The sequence below is a fragment of the Stieleria magnilauensis genome (assembly GCA_007753675.1).
Classification (GTDB): Bacteria; Planctomycetota; Planctomycetia; order Pirellulales; family Pirellulaceae; genus Stieleria; species Stieleria magnilauensis.
Genome location: CP036432.1, coordinates 4,590,316 through 4,607,796, shown reverse-complemented (window position 1 = coordinate 4,607,796; position 17,481 = coordinate 4,590,316). Strand labels below are relative to the sequence as shown.

14 protein-coding genes are annotated in these 17,481 nt (G+C 59.9%); 3 read left to right on the top strand and 11 right to left on the bottom strand.

Translation table 11 applies throughout. From position 1 onward, the window contains the following. Positions 1-437: 437 nt before the first annotated feature. On the bottom strand, positions 438-1,847 hold the full coding sequence (locus tag TBK1r_RS16170; protein WP_145212634.1) for a Gfo/Idh/MocA family protein: 1,410 nt from the start codon (positions 1,845-1,847) through the stop codon (positions 438-440). Positions 1,848-2,176: 329 nt separating this feature from the next. Between TBK1r_RS16170 and TBK1r_RS16165 the strand changes: the two genes are divergently transcribed. After that, positions 2,177-3,538, top strand: coding sequence for an adenylate cyclase (locus TBK1r_RS16165; RefSeq protein ID WP_145212631.1), 1,362 nt, complete (start codon positions 2,177-2,179; stop codon positions 3,536-3,538). A gap of 24 nt (positions 3,539-3,562) precedes the next feature. Here the strand turns inward: TBK1r_RS16165 and TBK1r_RS16160 are convergent, their stop codons facing one another. The 4 genes from TBK1r_RS16160 to TBK1r_RS16145 all read right to left on the bottom strand — a co-directional run bounded on the left by TBK1r_RS16160 (position 3,563) and on the right by TBK1r_RS16145 (position 9,694). After that, positions 3,563-4,468, bottom strand: a complete 906-nt coding sequence (locus TBK1r_RS16160; RefSeq protein ID WP_145212627.1) for a DUF1571 domain-containing protein — start codon at positions 4,466-4,468, stop codon at positions 3,563-3,565. Positions 4,469-4,746: 278 nt separating this feature from the next. Then, positions 4,747-5,745, bottom strand: coding sequence for a hypothetical protein (locus TBK1r_RS16155; RefSeq protein WP_145212624.1), 999 nt, complete (start codon positions 5,743-5,745; stop codon positions 4,747-4,749). Positions 5,746-6,359: 614 nt separating this feature from the next. Further along, positions 6,360-7,514, bottom strand: coding sequence for a bifunctional diaminohydroxyphosphoribosylaminopyrimidine deaminase/5-amino-6-(5-phosphoribosylamino)uracil reductase RibD (gene ribD, locus TBK1r_RS16150; RefSeq protein WP_145212621.1), 1,155 nt, complete (start codon positions 7,512-7,514; stop codon positions 6,360-6,362). Positions 7,515-7,522: 8 nt separating this feature from the next. Beyond that, entirely contained in the window at positions 7,523-9,694 is a 2,172-nt protein-coding gene (locus TBK1r_RS16145) for a tetratricopeptide repeat protein (RefSeq protein ID WP_145212618.1), read from the bottom strand. A gap of 41 nt (positions 9,695-9,735) precedes the next feature. On the opposite strand from TBK1r_RS16145, the gene TBK1r_RS38595 reads away from it, so the two are divergent. After that, positions 9,736-9,882: a hypothetical protein gene (locus TBK1r_RS38595; RefSeq protein WP_419581407.1), complete on the top strand. Its 147-nt coding sequence runs from the start codon at positions 9,736-9,738 to the stop codon at positions 9,880-9,882. A gap of 22 nt (positions 9,883-9,904) precedes the next feature. Here the strand turns inward: TBK1r_RS38595 and TBK1r_RS16140 are convergent, their stop codons facing one another. The 6 genes from TBK1r_RS16140 to TBK1r_RS16115 form a co-directional block, all read right to left on the bottom strand. After that, positions 9,905-10,417, bottom strand: a complete 513-nt coding sequence (locus TBK1r_RS16140) for a putative molybdenum carrier protein (RefSeq protein ID WP_145212615.1) — start codon at positions 10,415-10,417, stop codon at positions 9,905-9,907. Further along, the gene (locus TBK1r_RS16135; protein WP_145212612.1) at positions 10,414-11,187 is read right to left on the bottom strand and encodes an RluA family pseudouridine synthase; all 774 of its coding nucleotides are present in this window, start codon (positions 11,185-11,187) and stop codon (positions 10,414-10,416) included. Before TBK1r_RS16135 ends, TBK1r_RS16140 begins: the two co-directional genes overlap by 4 nt. Further along, positions 11,184-12,461 (bottom strand): competence/damage-inducible protein A, encoded by a 1,278-nt coding sequence (locus TBK1r_RS16130; RefSeq protein WP_145212609.1) that lies wholly within the window; start codon positions 12,459-12,461, stop codon positions 11,184-11,186. The genes TBK1r_RS16135 and TBK1r_RS16130 overlap by 4 nt, the downstream gene beginning before the upstream one ends. A gap of 77 nt (positions 12,462-12,538) precedes the next feature. Then, positions 12,539-13,060, bottom strand: coding sequence for a DUF6702 family protein (locus tag TBK1r_RS16125; RefSeq protein WP_145212606.1), 522 nt, complete (start codon positions 13,058-13,060; stop codon positions 12,539-12,541). A 5-nt stretch (positions 13,061-13,065) separates the two neighbouring features. Continuing rightward, entirely contained in the window at positions 13,066-15,474 is a 2,409-nt protein-coding gene (locus tag TBK1r_RS16120; RefSeq protein WP_419581406.1) for a M1 family metallopeptidase, read from the bottom strand. 145 nt (positions 15,475-15,619) lie between these two features. Beyond that, entirely contained in the window at positions 15,620-16,075 is a 456-nt protein-coding gene (locus TBK1r_RS16115; protein ID WP_372894744.1) for a nucleoside deaminase, read from the bottom strand. A 117-nt stretch (positions 16,076-16,192) separates the two neighbouring features. Here TBK1r_RS16115 and eboE point away from each other — a divergent pair, with 117 nt between their 5' ends. Next, positions 16,193-17,458 carry a metabolite traffic protein EboE gene (gene eboE / locus TBK1r_RS16110; protein ID WP_419581405.1) on the top strand — a complete coding sequence of 422 codons (1,266 nt, stop codon included), beginning with the start codon at positions 16,193-16,195 and terminating at the stop codon, positions 17,456-17,458. The last annotated feature ends 23 nt before the right edge of the window (positions 17,459-17,481 follow it).

Sequence of the window (17,481 nt, the reverse complement as noted above, 5' to 3'; positions counted from 1 at the left end):
CCGCTCGAGCCTCCCAGAGGGCATTGGTAGCTACACCTCGTTTGCATGTCAGATCTGTTCTGAGTGGATGGTTTCGGCCAACGGCCGTTTACATCCATAGCCTTGGGCATCGCCCAAGGTCGGCAGACGAGAACGAGAGCGATTGGCCAACGGCCATTCACAGATGCCTGGTCAAACGCGAGTGTTGTGCATGGCCGTTGGCCAACTTTTACTCATTGCGATGCGGTTCCTGGGGCGGCGCAACCCTCGCAAATGCTCGGTTCGCTTGCCCCAGGCTAGGGACATGCATGCCCTTTGGACCAAAAGCGACTTGTGTAGATCCCCGATGCCCAGAGGGAGAGTGACGAAAGCCCTGAGCGATCAACGGCTGCGCGCCCTCCTCTCCGGCAGGAGGGTCGCGCAAGCATCTTTAGAAACGCAACGCGTGCGGCGATCCGTTACAGTTCCCAGCCGCTGCGATATTCGCGGCCGACGAACTCGTTGACTTCAGGAACGTTGGTGCTCTTGAGGTTTTTCGCATCCCATTCGATGCGTTTGCCTTCACCGGCACGCAGGGCCAGGTTGCCGACCAGGATCGTTTCGGTCAGACGTCCGGCGTAACCGAAGTTAGACATCGTGCCGGGTTCGTATTCGCCCTTGATGGTGCTGACGAACTCCCACTTTTGTCGCTGGTCGTTTCCGGCCTTGAAGGGGATTCGCGGCAGCCACGGTTCGGGGTTCTCGTAGTCCTCGAAATCTTCTTGGGGCAAGATGTCGAACTGGGCACCGTAGTCGTTGGCCGAGAACACCATGCCTTTGCTGCCGACGACCAGCGCGCCGCTGGTTTTGCGGCCGCCTTCACGCTGCTTGGCGATTTGTTCTTGGAAACGTTTGGGCAGCTTGCTGATCAGGTCTTCGCGCGGCAATTCACCGCCGTCGTACCAATAGAATTGGCAGGCCGGCAAACCTTCGCGTTCGGGGAATTCGAACATCAGCGCGCTGCTGGCCGGGAAGGTTTCGCCTTCGACGATCCCGGGGTTCTTGATGGCGGTGACGGCGACCGGGTCCCACAACTTCAGTGCCATGACGGGCATGTTGGTGGTGTGACAGGCCATGTCGCCCAGGGCGCCGGTTCCGAAATCGACCCAGCCGCGCCAATTGAACGAGTGGTACACGCCGCTCTTGAACGGACGCATCGGTGCCGGTCCGATCCAGGCATCCCAGTTCAGGTTTTCCGGGATTGGGTCTTCGCCTGCGGGGCGTCCCTGACCTTGCGGCCAAACGGGGCGGTTGGACCAGACGTGGACTTCGGAAACGTCGCCGATCGCACCACTTTGGATCACTTCGACGGCGGTTCGCAGCCCGTCTTCGCTGGTGCCTTGGTTGCCCATTTGCGTCACGACGCCCATCTGCTCGGCGGTTTCCCGCATCAATCGGGCTTCGCTGATCGACCACGTCAGCGGTTTTTGGCAGTACACGTGCTTCTTCATCCGCATCGCGCGGACGGCGGCTGCGGCATGGGTGTGGTCGGGCGTGCTGACGGTCACGATGTCGATCTTGTCGCCGACCTTGTCGAGCATTTCGCGGAAGTCGCTGAATTTTTCCGCATTGGGGAATTCGCGGGCTTTCTTGTTCACGGTGTCGCCATCGATATCGCACAAGGCCGCAATGTTGACCCCGTTCTCGGCGATGTGGCTGGTATCGCTACCGCCTTTTCCGCCCACGCCGATGCAGCCGGCACTGAGGCCCTGCAGAGCCGATTCTTGAGCCTTGAGGACGGGGCTGGTGCCCGTCCAGTACCCGACACCGACCGCACCGGCAGCAGCGGTGCGACCGAGGAAACCACGGCGATTGGTCCGTTTGGTCATGCAAAAATTCCTTCAGTTGGAAATGACTTGATTGCGAAGCGACAAAGCGATCGGCGCTGGGGGCGAAGAACAATCTTCCCCGACACAACGCTCCCGAATGCGCATGATGAAAGACTTAACAGCCCCGCAAGGATAACCTGAAGCCCGCTAACAAACAACGATCGCAAGTCCGTTTCGCGGGCGGACATCCCACCCCCTTGTGCTCCCCCGGCCACCCGGCGTTGAGATCGTGCGTGTTCGTTGTCAATTCTCGCTTCATTTGTCACATTGGAGGATCGAACAGGAATCCGCCACGTTCATCCGCCCGCCCTACGAACCCCCTGAAGACCATGAAACGCAGCCTTCCCTCCCGACTGTCTTGCACGCTCGGACTCGCGGTGACGAGCCTGGGCCTGATCGGATGCGGCCCCGATGTCATGCCGCCCAACGAACCGGACGTGGCAACCACAGCAGCGGCGGAAGAGAAACCAGCCGCCGCCCCGACCGCCAAAAAGCCGGTCGTGGAGAAAGACGATCCGGCCGCAGTGGCCAAACTGGAAGCGGCCGGCTACCTGCTGGAGAAGAACAGCGACGGTGCGGTCGTCTCCATCTCAGTCGCCAGCGACACCGACGTCAGCGACACGTTCGCCAGCTTGGCCAAGCTGCCCCACGTGAAGGAGGCCCGTTTTAGCGGTCCCGGGATCACCGACGAGGGGTTGGGCGTGCTCGCCGAAATGAAGCGTCTGGAGCGATTGGATTTCACCGATTCGGCGATCACCGACGACACACTCGATGTCGTCGCCAAGCTGCCCGGATTGCAAGTGCTGTTTCTGCGTCGCGTCGGCGTGACCGACGAAGGATTGCAAAAACTGGCGCCGCTGCAAAAGCTGCGCGCGATCGATTTGCGCAACAGCAACATTAGCGACGAAGGCATGAAGGCACTCGCCAAGCTGAAATCGCTGCAAGACGTGCAGCTGGAAAAATCAAAGGTGACCGACACGGGAGTCAAAGAGTTGGCCGGGTTGCCCCTGAAATCCTTCAACGCCAACTATTGCACCTCGTTGACCAACACCACTCTGAATGTCTTCGCCAAGATCCCCACGCTCGAGCAAATCCAACTCGACTACACCAAGATCAACGATGAAGGCATGGCATCGCTGGCGGGGCTGAAGAAACTGAAACGTCTTCGCATCCGCGGCTGCGATGTGACCGGCGAAGGGATCAAGCAGATCGCCGGTGCCAAGGAAATGACGCGAATGGAACTCCGTGACACCTCGGTCGATGACGAGGGTTTGACGATCATCGCCAAGTATCCCAAGCTGACGTATCTGGACCTCGGGGAATGTCGCTTGATCACCCCCGAGGGCATCAAACAACTCGGCGTCGCGACCGGTCTGACCTACCTGGGTTTCTGGGAAACCAAACTCAACGACGACGCGTTCGCCGCACTTGATGGGTTGGTCAACTTGGAAACCCTGGACGTCAAAGCGACCGACCTGAGCGATGCCGCAGTCGAGACGATTTTGAAGTTCCAGAAACTGAAGGATCTAAATGTCGCCGGCGTTCAACAGATGACCGACGAAGGGTTCATCCAGTTGGGCAAGCTGCCGAATCTGAAGAAATTAAATGTGGCCAACACCAACATCAGCTACAACGCGCTCGATGAGCTGGAAGAGGCAAACGAGTCGTTGCAAATCATCGACTTCGAATAACCGACTTCGAATAACCGACAGAGCCTACGGGAACGTGTAGCTTTCGTTGGTGATGTCAAAGTCCTTGTCGGTCAGGCCGACGTTGGTTTTCAAATCTCGGTACTCGTACGATTCGACCAACGGCAGTTGATCGTCCGGAGCATCGGGATCAGGCCAACCGAAACTGCGGTAGCTGAGGATCAACAACCGCTCGGGGTCATAAACGATCTCGGCGAGTGAAAAGTCATCTTCACCGCCGCCGGGTTGACTGCGTTGGGCTTTGATCAGGTCGCACATCCGGCCGTCGAACTCATGGTCTCGCGTGATCGTCACAGTGACATCGGGATTGTCCAAATCCTTTTGGCCGCGTTCGATCAGTTTCTCGACCAAGCCTGTGATCCCGATTTCGTAGATCGGGTAACGCTGGCCGGCCATGGCAAGCATCCCGGTCGGATCCAGCCAAAGGGTTTTCCAACTGAGCAACACCGTGACTTCGTGGACGGCCATCTGCCCGTCGTAAAGATCTTTGCCCCAGATCACTTCCCGACCCGCGGTGGCTTCGGGTGCCAGAAATTTCAGATAGATTCGAATCGGGGCGTCATTCGTTTCGTTTCGATGGCGTGTCTGAATCTTGACCTCCATCTCGCTGCGCTCGTTCAACACGCCCGACTCACTGCGATCCTGTTTGATGAACCGTGCGGTGTAGTCTTCCAGTGAATCGTCCATCGACGCCAACGCTCGATCGGCAAGCTCCAGGACTTCGGCGATCGACGACTGGCGGGTCCGCGGCGTTTGGTCCGTCGCGTCATCCGCCGGCTCTTGCATGATGGTCGGCGCCACATCCTGGCGGACATCGGGCTTGCTGCGCATCACCGATGCGAAGGCGACCGTGCCCACAAGCAGTGCGGGGATCAGCAGAACCCAGCCGCGTCGAGATTTAGAAGGTGCCATATCTTTTCGGGGGGAGAGAACGAACGGGAGCCGGACGGTGATCGCGGCCTGTCGATTGAATCGAGGTTCCGAAATCAACTCGATGATCTTAGCCCGAACGCGTCAGCCAGGGGCGCCGGGTGGGCCTTTACAAACGCGTGTGGGATTCAATCGATAGGCCGCTGGCCGCGGATTTCGCGACGCCATCGAAGCAACCACTCTAACGGCAAAGCCCCGTCACCACCAAGGCCCAAAACAGCGTGTTGACCGGCAGGGGCACGCAACGGGCCCAAATCCGCCTATCGCGTCAGTGCGTCCAGGCCACAGCGGCGGATGTGGGCGTTGGCCGCAATCCACTGCGTCTGGTTCATCTTTTTGGCCATGATCTGCCAATGATCGCGGTCGGTCGACAACAGGCAAGCCAGTGACGAAGGCGTGTCTTCGTCGGTCCGCGGGCAGCGTGAAATCAGCATGTGAATCCGCGCCCGCTGCTCCACATCCAGGTCAGTGCGCGTCAGTGCGGTGGTCAAGTATGGAATCGCGCTGGTCCCCAAACCGGCCAACTCGACCGCGGCGCCGCGACGTTGGGAATGTTTTGCCGACCCCAGCTGGTCAATCAATCGGTCCACATCGTCCGATGAAACGACGGCCAGGGTGGTCGCGTTGTCTTGCAAGAAGGCTTCGGTTCGGCGGGTCAATTCGATCACACTGCGGCCCAACAGCATGCGTGAGATCAGAATATCGAAATGAATCTGGAACCCGGCTTCGTCCTGCCCCACGATGTGCAGCAACGTCGGGCCGCTGACATGACGATCCAGATCGCTCTCGGCGGCCGGATCGCGGCGAACGTGCCATTGGATCGCGCCGGGCTCCTGCTGTTCCAAGACCGCTTGCTCACCGGTGGCAACCAGTGTCGATTCCATCCGCAAACTCTTGCCGTGTTCGGCGACGAGTTGGACACGTTGGTAATCGTCCGCGTAGCTGTAATAGACCGAGGGCACTCCCGACGACGACGAAACGGTAATCGATTCGCGGAACCGATCGGTCTGGTGCTGTTGCGAGCCTTTTCGATACCGCATCGGGTCGACTTCGAGACGCCCGGAGCGAAGCCGAAATCGGGCCAGTCCGGATTCAGAAAACACGCCGGGCGGTTGACGTCTGGCCCGCTGTTTCTTGCGGCAAGGTGCTGGCGACCCGGTCGCCTTGAGACGTTGATCGGCGGTCGGCTCGTCTGCAGGAGTCGACACGGTCGGCATCGCCATCAAGATGGCCAATGCAATCAGGTAAGGGTACCTCATCGCTTCACCGATCCTTTTCACGCGAATGACCACGTGAAGATCTGCACATTCGAAGACCGAAATTGAACGTTTCCGATCTTTCCTAAGTGCTCGATAGTTGAATATCGGCGATGCCGAAAGGGCACTTCAACCAATCTTTACCCGGAGGTGTGATTAACGCACGTTTAGGGAAGATTACTGTGCCGTAACAGCGTGAATTCTCTGCCAATTGCAGGTCGTGCAGTTTTTGAAGCGAGAACGAGTTCAGGAACCAATGGTCGGGCTTCAGCAACCGTTGGTGTCCAGCCTTGAGGCGCATCCGGACGCGCTGCGAAGCAGCAGGATGGGCGGCTAAAGCCCGGACACCAGCGCCGTTGGTGTCCAGCCTTTAGGCGCTTCTACTCGCTGCGAAGCAGCGAAACCGGGCGGCTAAAGCCTGGACACCAGCGCATGTTGGTGTCCAGCCTTGAGGCGCATCAGGACGCGCTGCGAAGCAGCAAGATGGGCGGCTGAAGCCTGCACACCAGCGCCGTTGGTGTCCAGCCTTTAGGCGCTTCTGCTCGCTGCGAAGCAGCGAAACCGGGCGGCTAAAGCCTGCACACCAGCGCGTCTACACCTTCCATTCGGACCCCTGATCAGCCTAACGCACGCCGATAAACCAAACGCACGTCGTCTTCGAAACGGTCTACCTGGCTAAGTGCTAGCTTGGTTGCCAAGTCGATGGGGCCGAGTCCCGCTCCGGCGATGGGGCCGGGCGCTGTAACGCCGCCGAACAATTTGGCCCCGATGTAGACATGGAATTCGTCGACCAGGCACTCGCCCGAGGTTGGATCCCAGAAACTGCCCAGCAATGCGGCACCGCCTTCGATCATCACGTTTGTCATGTCTTGTTCGCCGAGTCGCTGGAGCGTTTGACGAACCATCGACTGTGGGTCATCCGAGTCCAATGCAAACACCCTTGCCCCGCGTTGGCGCAGCGCCGCCAAGCGTTCGCCGTCGACCAGCGGCGAGGTGAACAACCAAGTCTCAATGGCATCTGCCGTATGAATCAGCTTGGACTGCAGCGCGGGAAGCCGGCGACGACAGAACACGACACGTTTGGCAACGCGTGGTGGAGTCATCGGTGTTCCGTCGGCGTCCATCAATCGCGAGTTGAGCATCGGATCGTCCGCCTCGACGGTGCCCATCGCTGTGATGATCGCGTCGACGCGGCCGCGTAACCGATGCACCCGACGCCTCGATTCCGCTCCCGTGATCCACTGGCTTTGGCGAGACACGGTGGCAATGCGACCGTCTGCGGTCATCGCCCACTTGGCGATCACCCACGGCGTGCCGGTGCGAACACGTTTTAAATACGGTGCCAATAATGCTTCGGCATCGGCCTTCAAGACGTCCAGCGTGACCTCGATCCCTGCCTGACGCAGTTGACGGATCCCACCGCCATCGACCTTGGGAAAGGGATCGCGCATTGCAACGACGACACGTGTGACGCCGGCCCGGATCAACGCTTCGCTGCAGGGCGGCGTCTTGCCGTGGTGACAACAGGGTTCCAAGGTGACGTAGGCGGTCGCACCGGCGGCCTCGTCCGGTGACCGCAGTGATTGCAAGGCGTCGACTTCCGCGTGCGGCCCACCGAACACGTGGTGATAACCGCGGGCGATGCAGACCCCATCTTTGACGAGCACACAACCGACCATTGGATTCGGTTCAACGTAACCTTGCCCTCGGACGGCCAAGTCCAGGGCAAGTCGCATCCAGTGTTCATCGTCAGGATGGTGGGTCGACGTCATGCGACCGTTCAATCCATTCCGGGGACCCAAAGCTTGCCGCCTTCACCACCGGATGGATTGGGGGCGGCCGGCGAGTCGGGCGTCCAAACCCCGCCGGAACGCTCTTCCGGAGGTGCCGCCGGCGTGAATTCGGTCGGGGCTGCCGCCGGTGCGCCGGGGCCATCGCGTAACGATCCATCGGGGCGAATGATCCCCAATTGCATCAGCAGCTGCTGCACGCGTGCCATCACGGAGGGATCGTTTCCGTAGTTCTTTTCGATGTCCATGATCGTTTGTCGGAAACCGTCCTGATCGGACATCGACAAACAAAGCTCAAGCCGTGCGAGCAAGATGGAGGCGAAGTTCAGCTTGTGTGTTTTGGCGAATTGGATCGCTCGATCGCTGATCGCAATCGACTCGCCAGGTTCCGGTGTCGACATCATCCACAGGATGTAACCTTCCATCGCCATCCGGTTTTCCTGCTCGTTGGCAGCGTCGGCGGCAGTCTTTTCGACCAGCTTTGCGGCGAACCGGTTGCAGGCGGTCATGCCGCCGGTCGCACGTGCGTTGCTGGCCAAGACGTACAACTGCATCGGAGAAAGTTCGTCGGGATTGACGCGAAAGAAATCGGCGGCGGACAAGTCGCCGAGTGTTTCGTCGCTCGGTTTCAGTTCCGGCAACGGATCGACTTTGGAGATCTGATAGATGTCGGCAAGCGCGCCCGCCAAGCTGATGATCCGCTCGTGGCCTTCGAGAACGCGGACGACCGTGGCCCGCTCCATCGCCAGCGCGTCGTCATCGGCGGCGGCGGCCAACGATTTGCCGGCCAGCATCGGCAACGGCAGCTCACAGGCTCGCTTGCCGTCGTGGCTGGCCGCGAACTCGCGATTGAATCGTGCCAGTTCGGCCATCGATTTGGGTTGCACCTGACGAATCGGCCGATCATCCAGGGCAAACGTCATCGGGATCGGATGGGGTTCATCCAAGACGACTTTGCCATCGGGGATCGCGGCCAGCAGGATGCCCTTGACCGTTTCGACGCGGTCTTCGGTGACATCAAACGCAATCGCTTGGGCGCTCCGATCGGTCTGTCGCCCGAACACCGCGACCAGGGCGATCGACGCCGGGCATTGGGCCGCTGGTACGTCTTGATCGTTCGATTCCAGCGGTCGGTCGGAAACGAAAAACGCACTCCGGGGTCGGACTTCGCCCTCGGGGATTTGCAACTGGGACAACCGCTGGGCGGAGAGTTGTTCGGTTCGGTCGCTCGCGATCAACGCCATCTCGGCTTGATCGATGTCGTCGAATTCGACGTGGATCGTTTGGGCGTTGACCGACAGGGTTCCGATCGGCGAAAGCAGTCCGCTGATCGCACGGTAACGTTGACGCGTCAACAGATCCAGCGCGTCGACTTGCGAGAGTTGGTTGGCCATTTCGGTTTGGCGTTCCAAATCACCACGCCACACCGCACAGTGGAACAAGCCCGACAGGATGGGCGCTTGATTCGGGGCGGTGCGTCGCAACGATTCAAATTTGTCTTGCGCCAGCAGCACCTTGTTGCTGCGCAGCAACCCGACCGCTTCGTCATAGCGTTCGCCCCAATCCGCGTCGGCGTCACGCTCGATCAATTGCGGCACGCTTTTGAGCAGATGATTGACGCCCGGTGAGGTGTCCAACTGTGCCAAGAACGCGTTGGCCTGTTCGGCTTCATAACCTTGTGAGCTGATGGCGAGCAGCGCGTAGACGCGTGCCGACAGGATCACACCGCTTTGGGCCAGTCCCATCGCGACGATCAACGCGACATCCATCAAGAACGCGTCGACTTCCTGGCCGCTTTCATTGAGTGCTTCCAACAACGAATCGGTCGCGCCCTGGACGTCCTGGCTGAACACGAGCGCGGCGGCGCGTTGCGTCAGGGCGAGTGGATTGGAAGGTTGAAGCCGAATGAATCGTTCGGCATTCTCACTGAGCGAATCGTACTCGCGAAGATCCAACAACAGTCGACCGCGGATCGCCAACGCCCACGCCGCATCGGGGTGCTCTTCCAGAATCGATTTCAATCGATCCAATCCCGGGACGACCTGACCGCCCTCGATCATCGTCAGCACTTGGTCCATCTGGCCGACGGAGTCCTTGCACTTGCAGAACTTGATTTTTTTGCCGTTCCCACAGGGGCAAACGGCGTACAGATCGACAGACATAGAACGGGCCGAGATCGAGGATGGGGGGAGATGAGCCGAGAATGTTACCACGATCGGTGCATCTGGCCAAAGCCCCGCTGGACCGTGCCGCGGCGGATTTTCGCTCGTTCCCTTCGTTCCCCGGTTCCGCCTGGGAACGAGCCGTCGCTGTGGCGCCGGACCAGCCGCCGACGGGTCAACAAGTATGAGATGCGAAATGGACTGCCCGAGCTAACCAGACACCTCCGTGGCGCTGGCCGCGAATGCCTCCAACAAGAACGCCAGCGCGCGTTCCCCAATCCCCGGGAAACTGCTTTCGCGTGGGCCGGCGATATTCAAAGTTTGCGGCCGCACTTGGTCCAACCAAACGCGGACGGCGACCGGGGACGACGCATCCATCGCCACCGACAGAAACGGTTTGCTCCAACGTGTCGCGTAACGACGCGTCAGCAACGTGCCGCCCTTGAGACGCTGTTCATACAAAATCAGCGTGGCGTCACTGTCGATCACGTTCTGTTCGGTCCGAGGCGGATATTCGGCGGTCTCCATTTCCACCAACTCATATCGGCTGGGAATCGAACCGTCTTCGGACAACCGCCCCTTGGGACACCAGCCGCCGTGTTGGATCTGGTAGGCGATCGCCACTTCCAATCCGGCGCGATCGACGCCGGTTTGCCCACCGGAGACGATGCGGCTGGGAAGAAACGGTGGCTCACCACGGGGGCTCGATGAACGCTGCGTCAAATCTTGCTCTCCTCGTCGTACCAATCAGCGTCGGCGATCAGCGTCGATTCGATCGATGATTCACTGGGAACCGAAAACGGGGGCTCCTGCCATACGCCGGGAAGAGGCGCGGCGAACAGTCGCCTTTCGGATTTCGTCGGGTGCTCTATTAAAAGACGCCAGCTGTGCAGGGCAACCCCGTGGGGGAAACGGCTGTGCGAGCCGTATTTGGTGTCGCCCAGAATGGGGTGCCCTCGATCGGCGAATTGCAGGCGAATTTGATGCTTGCGGCCGGTCAACAACCGCACCGCGACGAGTGTCCGCGCCGCCGATCGGTCAATCACACAGTAGTTCAAACGAGCGTCTTGCGCGTCCGATCGCGGGTGCCGGGCGACCCGCATGCGATGCGCCGCGTCGTCTTTGAAAACTGAATCGGTCAATGTGCCTGATCGCGGCAACCCGGAATCTTTCTCCAAATCCCCGGCGACCATCGCCAGATACAATTTCCTCGCCCGGGTAGACACTTTCTTGCTTTTGCCAGGGCCGCCGAACTGAATCGCCAGCCGCGAGGCCGCTTTGCTGGTTCGCGCCAGGACAAGCACGCCGGTGGTCAGTTGGTCGAGCCGGCTGACGACGCCGACAAACACGTTGCCCGGTTTTTGATAGCGACGTTTCAGATAATCCGTCGCCCAGCCGTGGACGGTTTGAATGCCCGGTTCGGCTCCCATCGTCGGCATCCCGGCCGGCTTGTCGACGACCAACAGATGGTTGTCTTCATACAGAACCTTCATCGCGCCGCCGCCGTCGGGTTGTCATGCCGGTCGGCCCGCGGTTCGGTGAGCACGCGTCGCAGCCACGCCAGGGCTGCTTTGCCGATCCGTTCGTAAATGATCGACGGATGACCGCCCAGTCGGCTGGTCGTCGAAAACACCGTCCCGGTCGGATCGATGACGATCAAGGTCACCTCGGCGGCCGGCAGCGGTTGGTCGTCGCTGCATTCCAACGACGGGTACTCGTCCACAGCGACCAACCATTGCGAGTCGCAGCGGCGACGAAGCGTTTCCAGGGCCGAATCCGCATCGACATCCAATACCGTCGCCAATTCACCGAGCTTGGCAAAACAGAATCCGCCGCGATACGTGGACGATTCGCCGAGCGAGGCAAACCAATTGGCCAGCACCGCCGAGCGTCCAAATTCCACGCTCACCAAACTTTCGCCCCGTTCGGCCAGCATCCGCTCCACCGCGTGGTATTGTTCGAACTCTTCGCCGTCACCGAAGTGCAGTTCCCCGACGCGTTCCATGATTTCGGCACGCGTCGATTCGATCTGGCGGTGGCATTCCTGTGGCGACTCGCCGATGGCGCTGATCCGCAGCGAGATCGTCGCGGAGCTGACCGTAATGCCGACGCGTGGCACGTGGTCGCGGGCGATCATCTCGCCCAAGCGTTGTTCCATGTCGCTTTCGCCGACGCCGAAGAATTTCATCACATGATGTTCGATGTGCCGACGTGTGTTGGCACCGCTTTCTAAAATCCGCGGCGCGACGGTCTCGTCGAACATCCGTTTCATTTCTGCCGGAACACCGGGCAACGCAAACAGCCGACTGGTGGAACCATCGGGCCGCTGGAACGTCGCATCGACGCCGGGAGCCGTGCCCTGTGGATTGACGATCTCCAGGCTGCCGACGGGAAACATCGCTTGGACCTCGTTGCGCTGGGGCATTTCGCGATTGCGGCGGGCGAACAATCGGTGGATGTGGTCCAACGCCGATTGTCGCAATTCCAGCGGTTGGTCGAGCACGGCCGCCAGCGCTTGACGCGTCAGATCATCGCGTGTCGGTCCCAGCCCGCCCGTGCAGACCACCACATCGGCCCGCAGCGCGGCGGTACGAAAGACGTCGATGTTGTGCTGCAGCGTGTCGCCGACGGTGCTGTGGAAGGTGACTTCAATCCCCAATTCTCCCAGCCGCCGACTCAGCCATTGGGCGTTGGTGTCCAGCCGAGCGCCGCTGGTCATTTCGTCGCCGATCGAGACGACTTCGGCGGTGAGCGATTCGTTTTGCATCGAGAAGGATGGGTCGCGTCGTAAGAGGTTCCAGGGACAGGTTGCAGCGGTCGGCCAGGACAGGCCCTGGCTGACGATCAACGCACCAACGTCAATGCCGCCGAAGGCTTTTGGTCGGTCAGCAGGATCGAGACTCGCTTGCCGTCGTCGGCGACCGGTTTTCCGAGCACCACGATGCGATGTTGGTAATCGCGTTGCCGGTCAAACAACAGTCGCGTTTGAATCGATGTCGGTGGCTGGCCGTCTTGGCAGACGACTTCGAAGAACCACCAAACGTGGCCGCCGTCGAGTTTGCGTCCGACCCAGCGTATCGGGCGACCGCTGAGTTTGACAGCCTCGGGTTTGGCAGCCTCGGGTTCGGCTCGTTCGCCTTGCCCGACTTGGGGATCAAAGAACAATTTGGAACGCAGGTACTGGCCCTGCCAATCCTCGTCGGCGTCGGCCTGGATCGAGCGGGCCATCCATTGTTCGTCCAGCACGTCGATCCGCAGCGCGACTTCGACGCGACGCGATTCCGCGTTCCACTCGATTTCACAAACGGTCTCATGGACCGGGTGCATCAACAGCGTGGACCAGAGGGCGACGAGAACGGAGGTCATGTGGATCATTTTCCTTTGGCCGGTTCTTGCTCGGCTTTCTCGTCCGATGATTCGTCCTCTGCGTCTTGCTTCGGATCGTCGTTTTGATCATCGGCGGCTTTCTGCATCGGGTTCTTTTTCTTTTCGTCCTTGAACAACTTGAAACGACTGGGCACCATTTTTTCGGGCCAGTGGTTGTTGCCTTCGTCGACGTCCGCGGTCTGGCGTTTCGGATCGAGTTCCAGGCGGACGATTTCTTTGTCGGTGACGATCAACTTGCTGACGCGTTTGCTGTTGCTGCGCCAGATCTGGGCCGGGAACGTCATCATTTCGCTGGTGTTGTCGGCGTAGTGGACGCGGATCAGGATCGGCATCACCAAGCCGCCCACGTTACGAAAATCGACGACGTAAAAATTGGTGGTTCGGCGCAGGATCGCCCGTTCTTCGCTGCTCAAACCGTCCAAGAATTTTTGAAACGACTTGCGGTCCTCCTCTTCGACTTTCCACTCGTCGTACTCGGGGCTGTTGTAAAAATCCTTGAGCCCCGGTTGCCAATCGATCCGCCGTCGCATGCCTTGATTGCGATCCTCGGTGATCGTGTCTTCTTCACGGTCCTTTTCCTGCCGCGTTCGTTCGGCTTGTTCATCCGGATCGCCCGAGTCGATCTTGTACAGCTGGACGTCGTCGATGGCGATGTCGACGTGGTCGGTTCCGTAGAACCAGCCCCGCCAGAACCAATCCAGATCGACGCCCGAGGCGTCTTCCATCGTGCGGAAAAAATCACTGGGCGTGGGGCGTTTGAATTTCCAACGCCGAGCGTACTCACGAAAGGCAAAGTCGAAGGATTCGCGGCCGAGAATGGTTTCGCGAAGAATGTTCAGCGCGGTGGCGGGTTTGCCATAGGCGTTGTTGCCGAACTGCAGGATCTCTTCGCTGCCTGTCATGATCGGACGTTGGTTGTTACCCCGCATGTAGCCGGTGATCTTTTCGGGGTCACCGCGTCGCGACGGGTAATCTTCTTCCCATTCCTGTTCGGCCAGGTATTGCAGGAACGTGTTGAGCCCTTCGTCCATCCAGGTCCATTGCCGTTCGTCGCTGTTGACGATCATCGGATAGAAGTTGTGACCGACCTCGTGGATGACGACCGAGATCAAACCGTACTTGGTCGCTTTGCTGTACGTTCCATCGTCTTCCGGGCGCGGACCGTTGAAGCAGATCATCGGGTATTCCATGCCATAGACCGGACCGTTGACGCTGATCGCAACCGGGTACGGGTATTCAAAGGAGTATCGGCCGTAGACTTCTAGCGTGTGCGCGATCGCCTCGGTCGAATATTGGCTCCACAACGGTTCGGCTTCATTGGGGTAATAGGACATCGCCATCACTGTTTGCGAGCCGACCTTGACCCCCAGGGCATCCCAAATGAATTTGCGGCTGGCGGCAAAGGCGAAGTCGCGCACGTTCGTTGCGTCAAACTCCCACGTCTTTGTCGTTTCCGTTCTCACGCTTTCGTTCGCTTCGGCTTCCTCCGGCGTGATGATGAACACCGGCGTTGGAGCCTGTTCTGCCTTGGCCAACCGTTGTTTCCACTGATCGGTCAGCACCTGATCCGGATTCTGCAAGGTTCCGGTGGACGCGACGACCATTTCCGACGGGACCGTGATCCGGACGCGATAATTGCCCAGTTCCAGCGTGAACTCGCCGCGGCCCAAGAACGACTTGTGTTGCCAGGCGCCGAAATCCGTGTAGGCGGCGACTCGGGGGAACCACTGGGCGATTTCGTAGATGTAGTTTTTGTCGTCCTCGAAATACTCCTTGCCGCCACGGGCGCGAATGACTTTCGCATCGACGATCTTGTACGAGTACTCGATCGCCACTTCGGTCTGTTCGCCCGGCGCGATCGGCGTCGACAGATCGATCCGCATCATCGTGCCGATGTCGGTGTGGCGGAGCGGTTTGTCGGCGCCGTCGGTGACCGATGCGATGCGGTAGCCTCCGTCAAAGCGACGGCTGGCCAAAATGGACTTCATCGCGCCGAACGAGATCCGCGGCGACAGCGACGGCGCGGTCGTGGTTTCCAAGGCGTCCGATCCCTGGCGGAATCGATTCTGGTCCAACTGGATCCAGAGATACGGCAGCGTGTGGGGCGATTGGTTGTGATAACGAATCTTCACCACGCCGTTGATCTGCTGCTGGTCGTCGTCGAGCGTGACGTCGATCTCATAGTCGGCGCGCTGTTGCCAGTAGGCGGGGCCGGGAGCACCCGAGGCGATTCGCGTCGCACCCGGCGTCGGCCACCAGGGGTCCAGTTGGGCGAAGGGGTCGTGGGGATCGGAGTGTTTTCGGTTGGCCGATTCCGGTGATTGGGCGGAGACCTCGTCGGTGCCGACGCCCGACACGGCCGTCAGCAAGGCGAGGAAAAGGATTGTCGCCAATCGAGGCGACACCAGGGGCACGAACAAGTAGCTTCGACGGCAGAGCGGAATCACAGTACTGGGGCTCAGGGTGCGAGACTCGGGCGGACGGGGCGACGTAGGATGACGCGACAATCTTAATTCGGCAGATTGCGGTCTGTCGACGTTATGTCTCCTGTGCGATGTCCTCCGCCCATAGATCAGGCTTTTCGCGAATAAATCGCTCCATCAGGGCGATGCAACCCGGGTCATTGGCGATCACGACTTCGACGCCGTGCTCGCGCAGGAATGCTTCGTTGCCACCAAAGTTCTGGTTTTCACCGATCACGACACGCGGAATGCCGAACTGGACGATCGTCCCGCTACACATCATGCAGGGGCTCAGCGAGGTGTAAAGTGTCGTGTCGCGATAGGTCGATTGACGCCCGGCCTTGCGCAACGCATCCATTTCGCCGTGCGCGATCGGGTCGCCCTGTTGGACTCGCTGGTTTCGCCCACTGGCCAAGACCTCGTCCCCCCGCGCGAGCAGTGATCCGATCGGGCAGCCACCCTCGTTGAACCCGGTCACGGCTTCCTCGTAAGCGCGTCGCAGCAAATAGTGATCCGTTTGGTTCAGCATCATAGACTCGGGGGATGGCACCGTTCATTCCGTGGCGTGTTGCCGTTATCCTGATGACGGTCGTCTTGGGTGGGGGCAATTCGTGCAGGCTGACGACCGCAGGCATCGGGCACAACAGCGATGACCTGCTCCCGCACGGCCGTTCATTTCCTCCGTCATGTTAGCACATTGAACATCAACGATTCAGATCCACTCCGCCATCGCGACCGTCAGATCGGCTATTGCACGAATGTTCATGTCGGCATCGATTTGACCTCGATCCGGGCGAATCTGCAGGAGTACGCGGTACCGGTCCAGCAACAACTTTCCCAGACACACGGTTTGAACGCGTTGGGCGTCGGACTGTGGATCCCCGATCAGGCTTCGCGTGAACTGGCCGCCGGTCAATTGGACGCCTTTCGTGGATTTCTGGATTCCAGTCGATTGCAGCCCTTCACGATCAATGGGTTTCCGTTCGCGAATTTCCACGGCGATCACGTCAAGCAACGCGTGTACTTGCCGACGTGGGCTGAGCCAGAGCGGTTGGAGTACACGCAGCGGCTGGCCACGGTCTTGTCGCGGTTGCTTCACGAGGATCAGCCGCTGGGATCGATCAGCACGCTGCCGATCGGTTGGCCCGACAACCCGTTTGCAGACGATCGCTCCGGTCTCGATGACGTGGCAATCGCCGGTGCCAAGCTGCGGGAACTGGCGGCGTTCCTGAAACGGCTGGAGGATCAGACCGGGAAACGGATCGTGGTCGCGATCGAACCGGAGCCCGGCTGCGTGATCGACACGGTCGGTGATCTGATCGGTTTCTTCGACGTACACCTACCCGATCCGACGCACCGACGTTATCTGACAGTCTGTCACGACATCTGTCACAGCGCCGTGATGAACGAACCGCAACGTTCGGTGGTGACGGCCTATGCCGATGCCGGAATCACGATCGGCAAGGTCCAGGTCAGCAGCGCGATCGTGGCCGATTGGGCATCGATCGCCGCCGCCGAGGTTCGGGCGACCCTGGAACAGCTCGGCGCGTTCGCCGAAGACCGATATTTGCATCAGACGGGTCAGGTCGGACGCGACGGTTCCTTCCAATTGGCCGATGATTTGCCCGCACTGCTAGAGCAAACCCGAGCGGGCGACCTCGACGAGATCCTCCGCTGGGTGATCCATTTTCACGTCCCGATTTTCTTGGAACGCGTCGGCCAATTGACCACCAGCCGGGATGCGGTGATCGAATGTTTGCAGGCCCTGGACGATGACACGATCAACGTCGACTTCACGGGGCACTTGGAAGTCGAGACGTACGCCTGGACCGTCTTGCCCGAAGCGATGCGGCGACGTGGCTTGGCCGAAGACATCGCCAGTGAAATGCAGTGGTTGCTGGACCAGCTGGGGTGACGGCAATTGAGTTCGCTGCAACT

What these genes read in the sequence shown, in the direction of transcription:
- TBK1r_RS16170 (WP_145212634.1), bottom strand. Translation starts at nt 1,847, where the DNA reads ATGACCAAACGGACCAATCGCCGTGGTTTCCTCGGTCGCACCGCTGCT.
- TBK1r_RS16165 (WP_145212631.1), top strand. Translation starts at nt 2,177, where the DNA reads ATGAAACGCAGCCTTCCCTCCCGACTGTCTTGCACGCTCGGACTCGCG.
- TBK1r_RS16160 (WP_145212627.1), bottom strand. Translation starts at nt 4,468, where the DNA reads ATGGCACCTTCTAAATCTCGACGCGGCTGGGTTCTGCTGATCCCCGCA.
- TBK1r_RS16155 (WP_145212624.1), bottom strand. Translation starts at nt 5,745, where the DNA reads ATGAGGTACCCTTACCTGATTGCATTGGCCATCTTGATGGCGATGCCG.
- ribD (WP_145212621.1), bottom strand. Translation starts at nt 7,514, where the DNA reads ATGACGTCGACCCACCATCCTGACGATGAACACTGGATGCGACTTGCC.
- TBK1r_RS16145 (WP_145212618.1), bottom strand. Translation starts at nt 9,694, where the DNA reads ATGTCTGTCGATCTGTACGCCGTTTGCCCCTGTGGGAACGGCAAAAAA.
- TBK1r_RS38595 (WP_419581407.1), top strand. Translation starts at nt 9,736, where the DNA reads ATGTTACCACGATCGGTGCATCTGGCCAAAGCCCCGCTGGACCGTGCC.
- TBK1r_RS16135 (WP_145212612.1), bottom strand. Translation starts at nt 11,187, where the DNA reads ATGAAGGTTCTGTATGAAGACAACCATCTGTTGGTCGTCGACAAGCCG.
- TBK1r_RS16130 (WP_145212609.1), bottom strand. Translation starts at nt 12,461, where the DNA reads ATGCAAAACGAATCGCTCACCGCCGAAGTCGTCTCGATCGGCGACGAA.
- TBK1r_RS16125 (WP_145212606.1), bottom strand. Translation starts at nt 13,060, where the DNA reads ATGACCTCCGTTCTCGTCGCCCTCTGGTCCACGCTGTTGATGCACCCG.
- TBK1r_RS16115 (WP_372894744.1), bottom strand. Translation starts at nt 16,075, where the DNA reads ATGATGCTGAACCAAACGGATCACTATTTGCTGCGACGCGCTTACGAG.
- eboE (WP_419581405.1), top strand. Translation starts at nt 16,193, where the DNA reads ATGACCTGCTCCCGCACGGCCGTTCATTTCCTCCGTCATGTTAGCACA.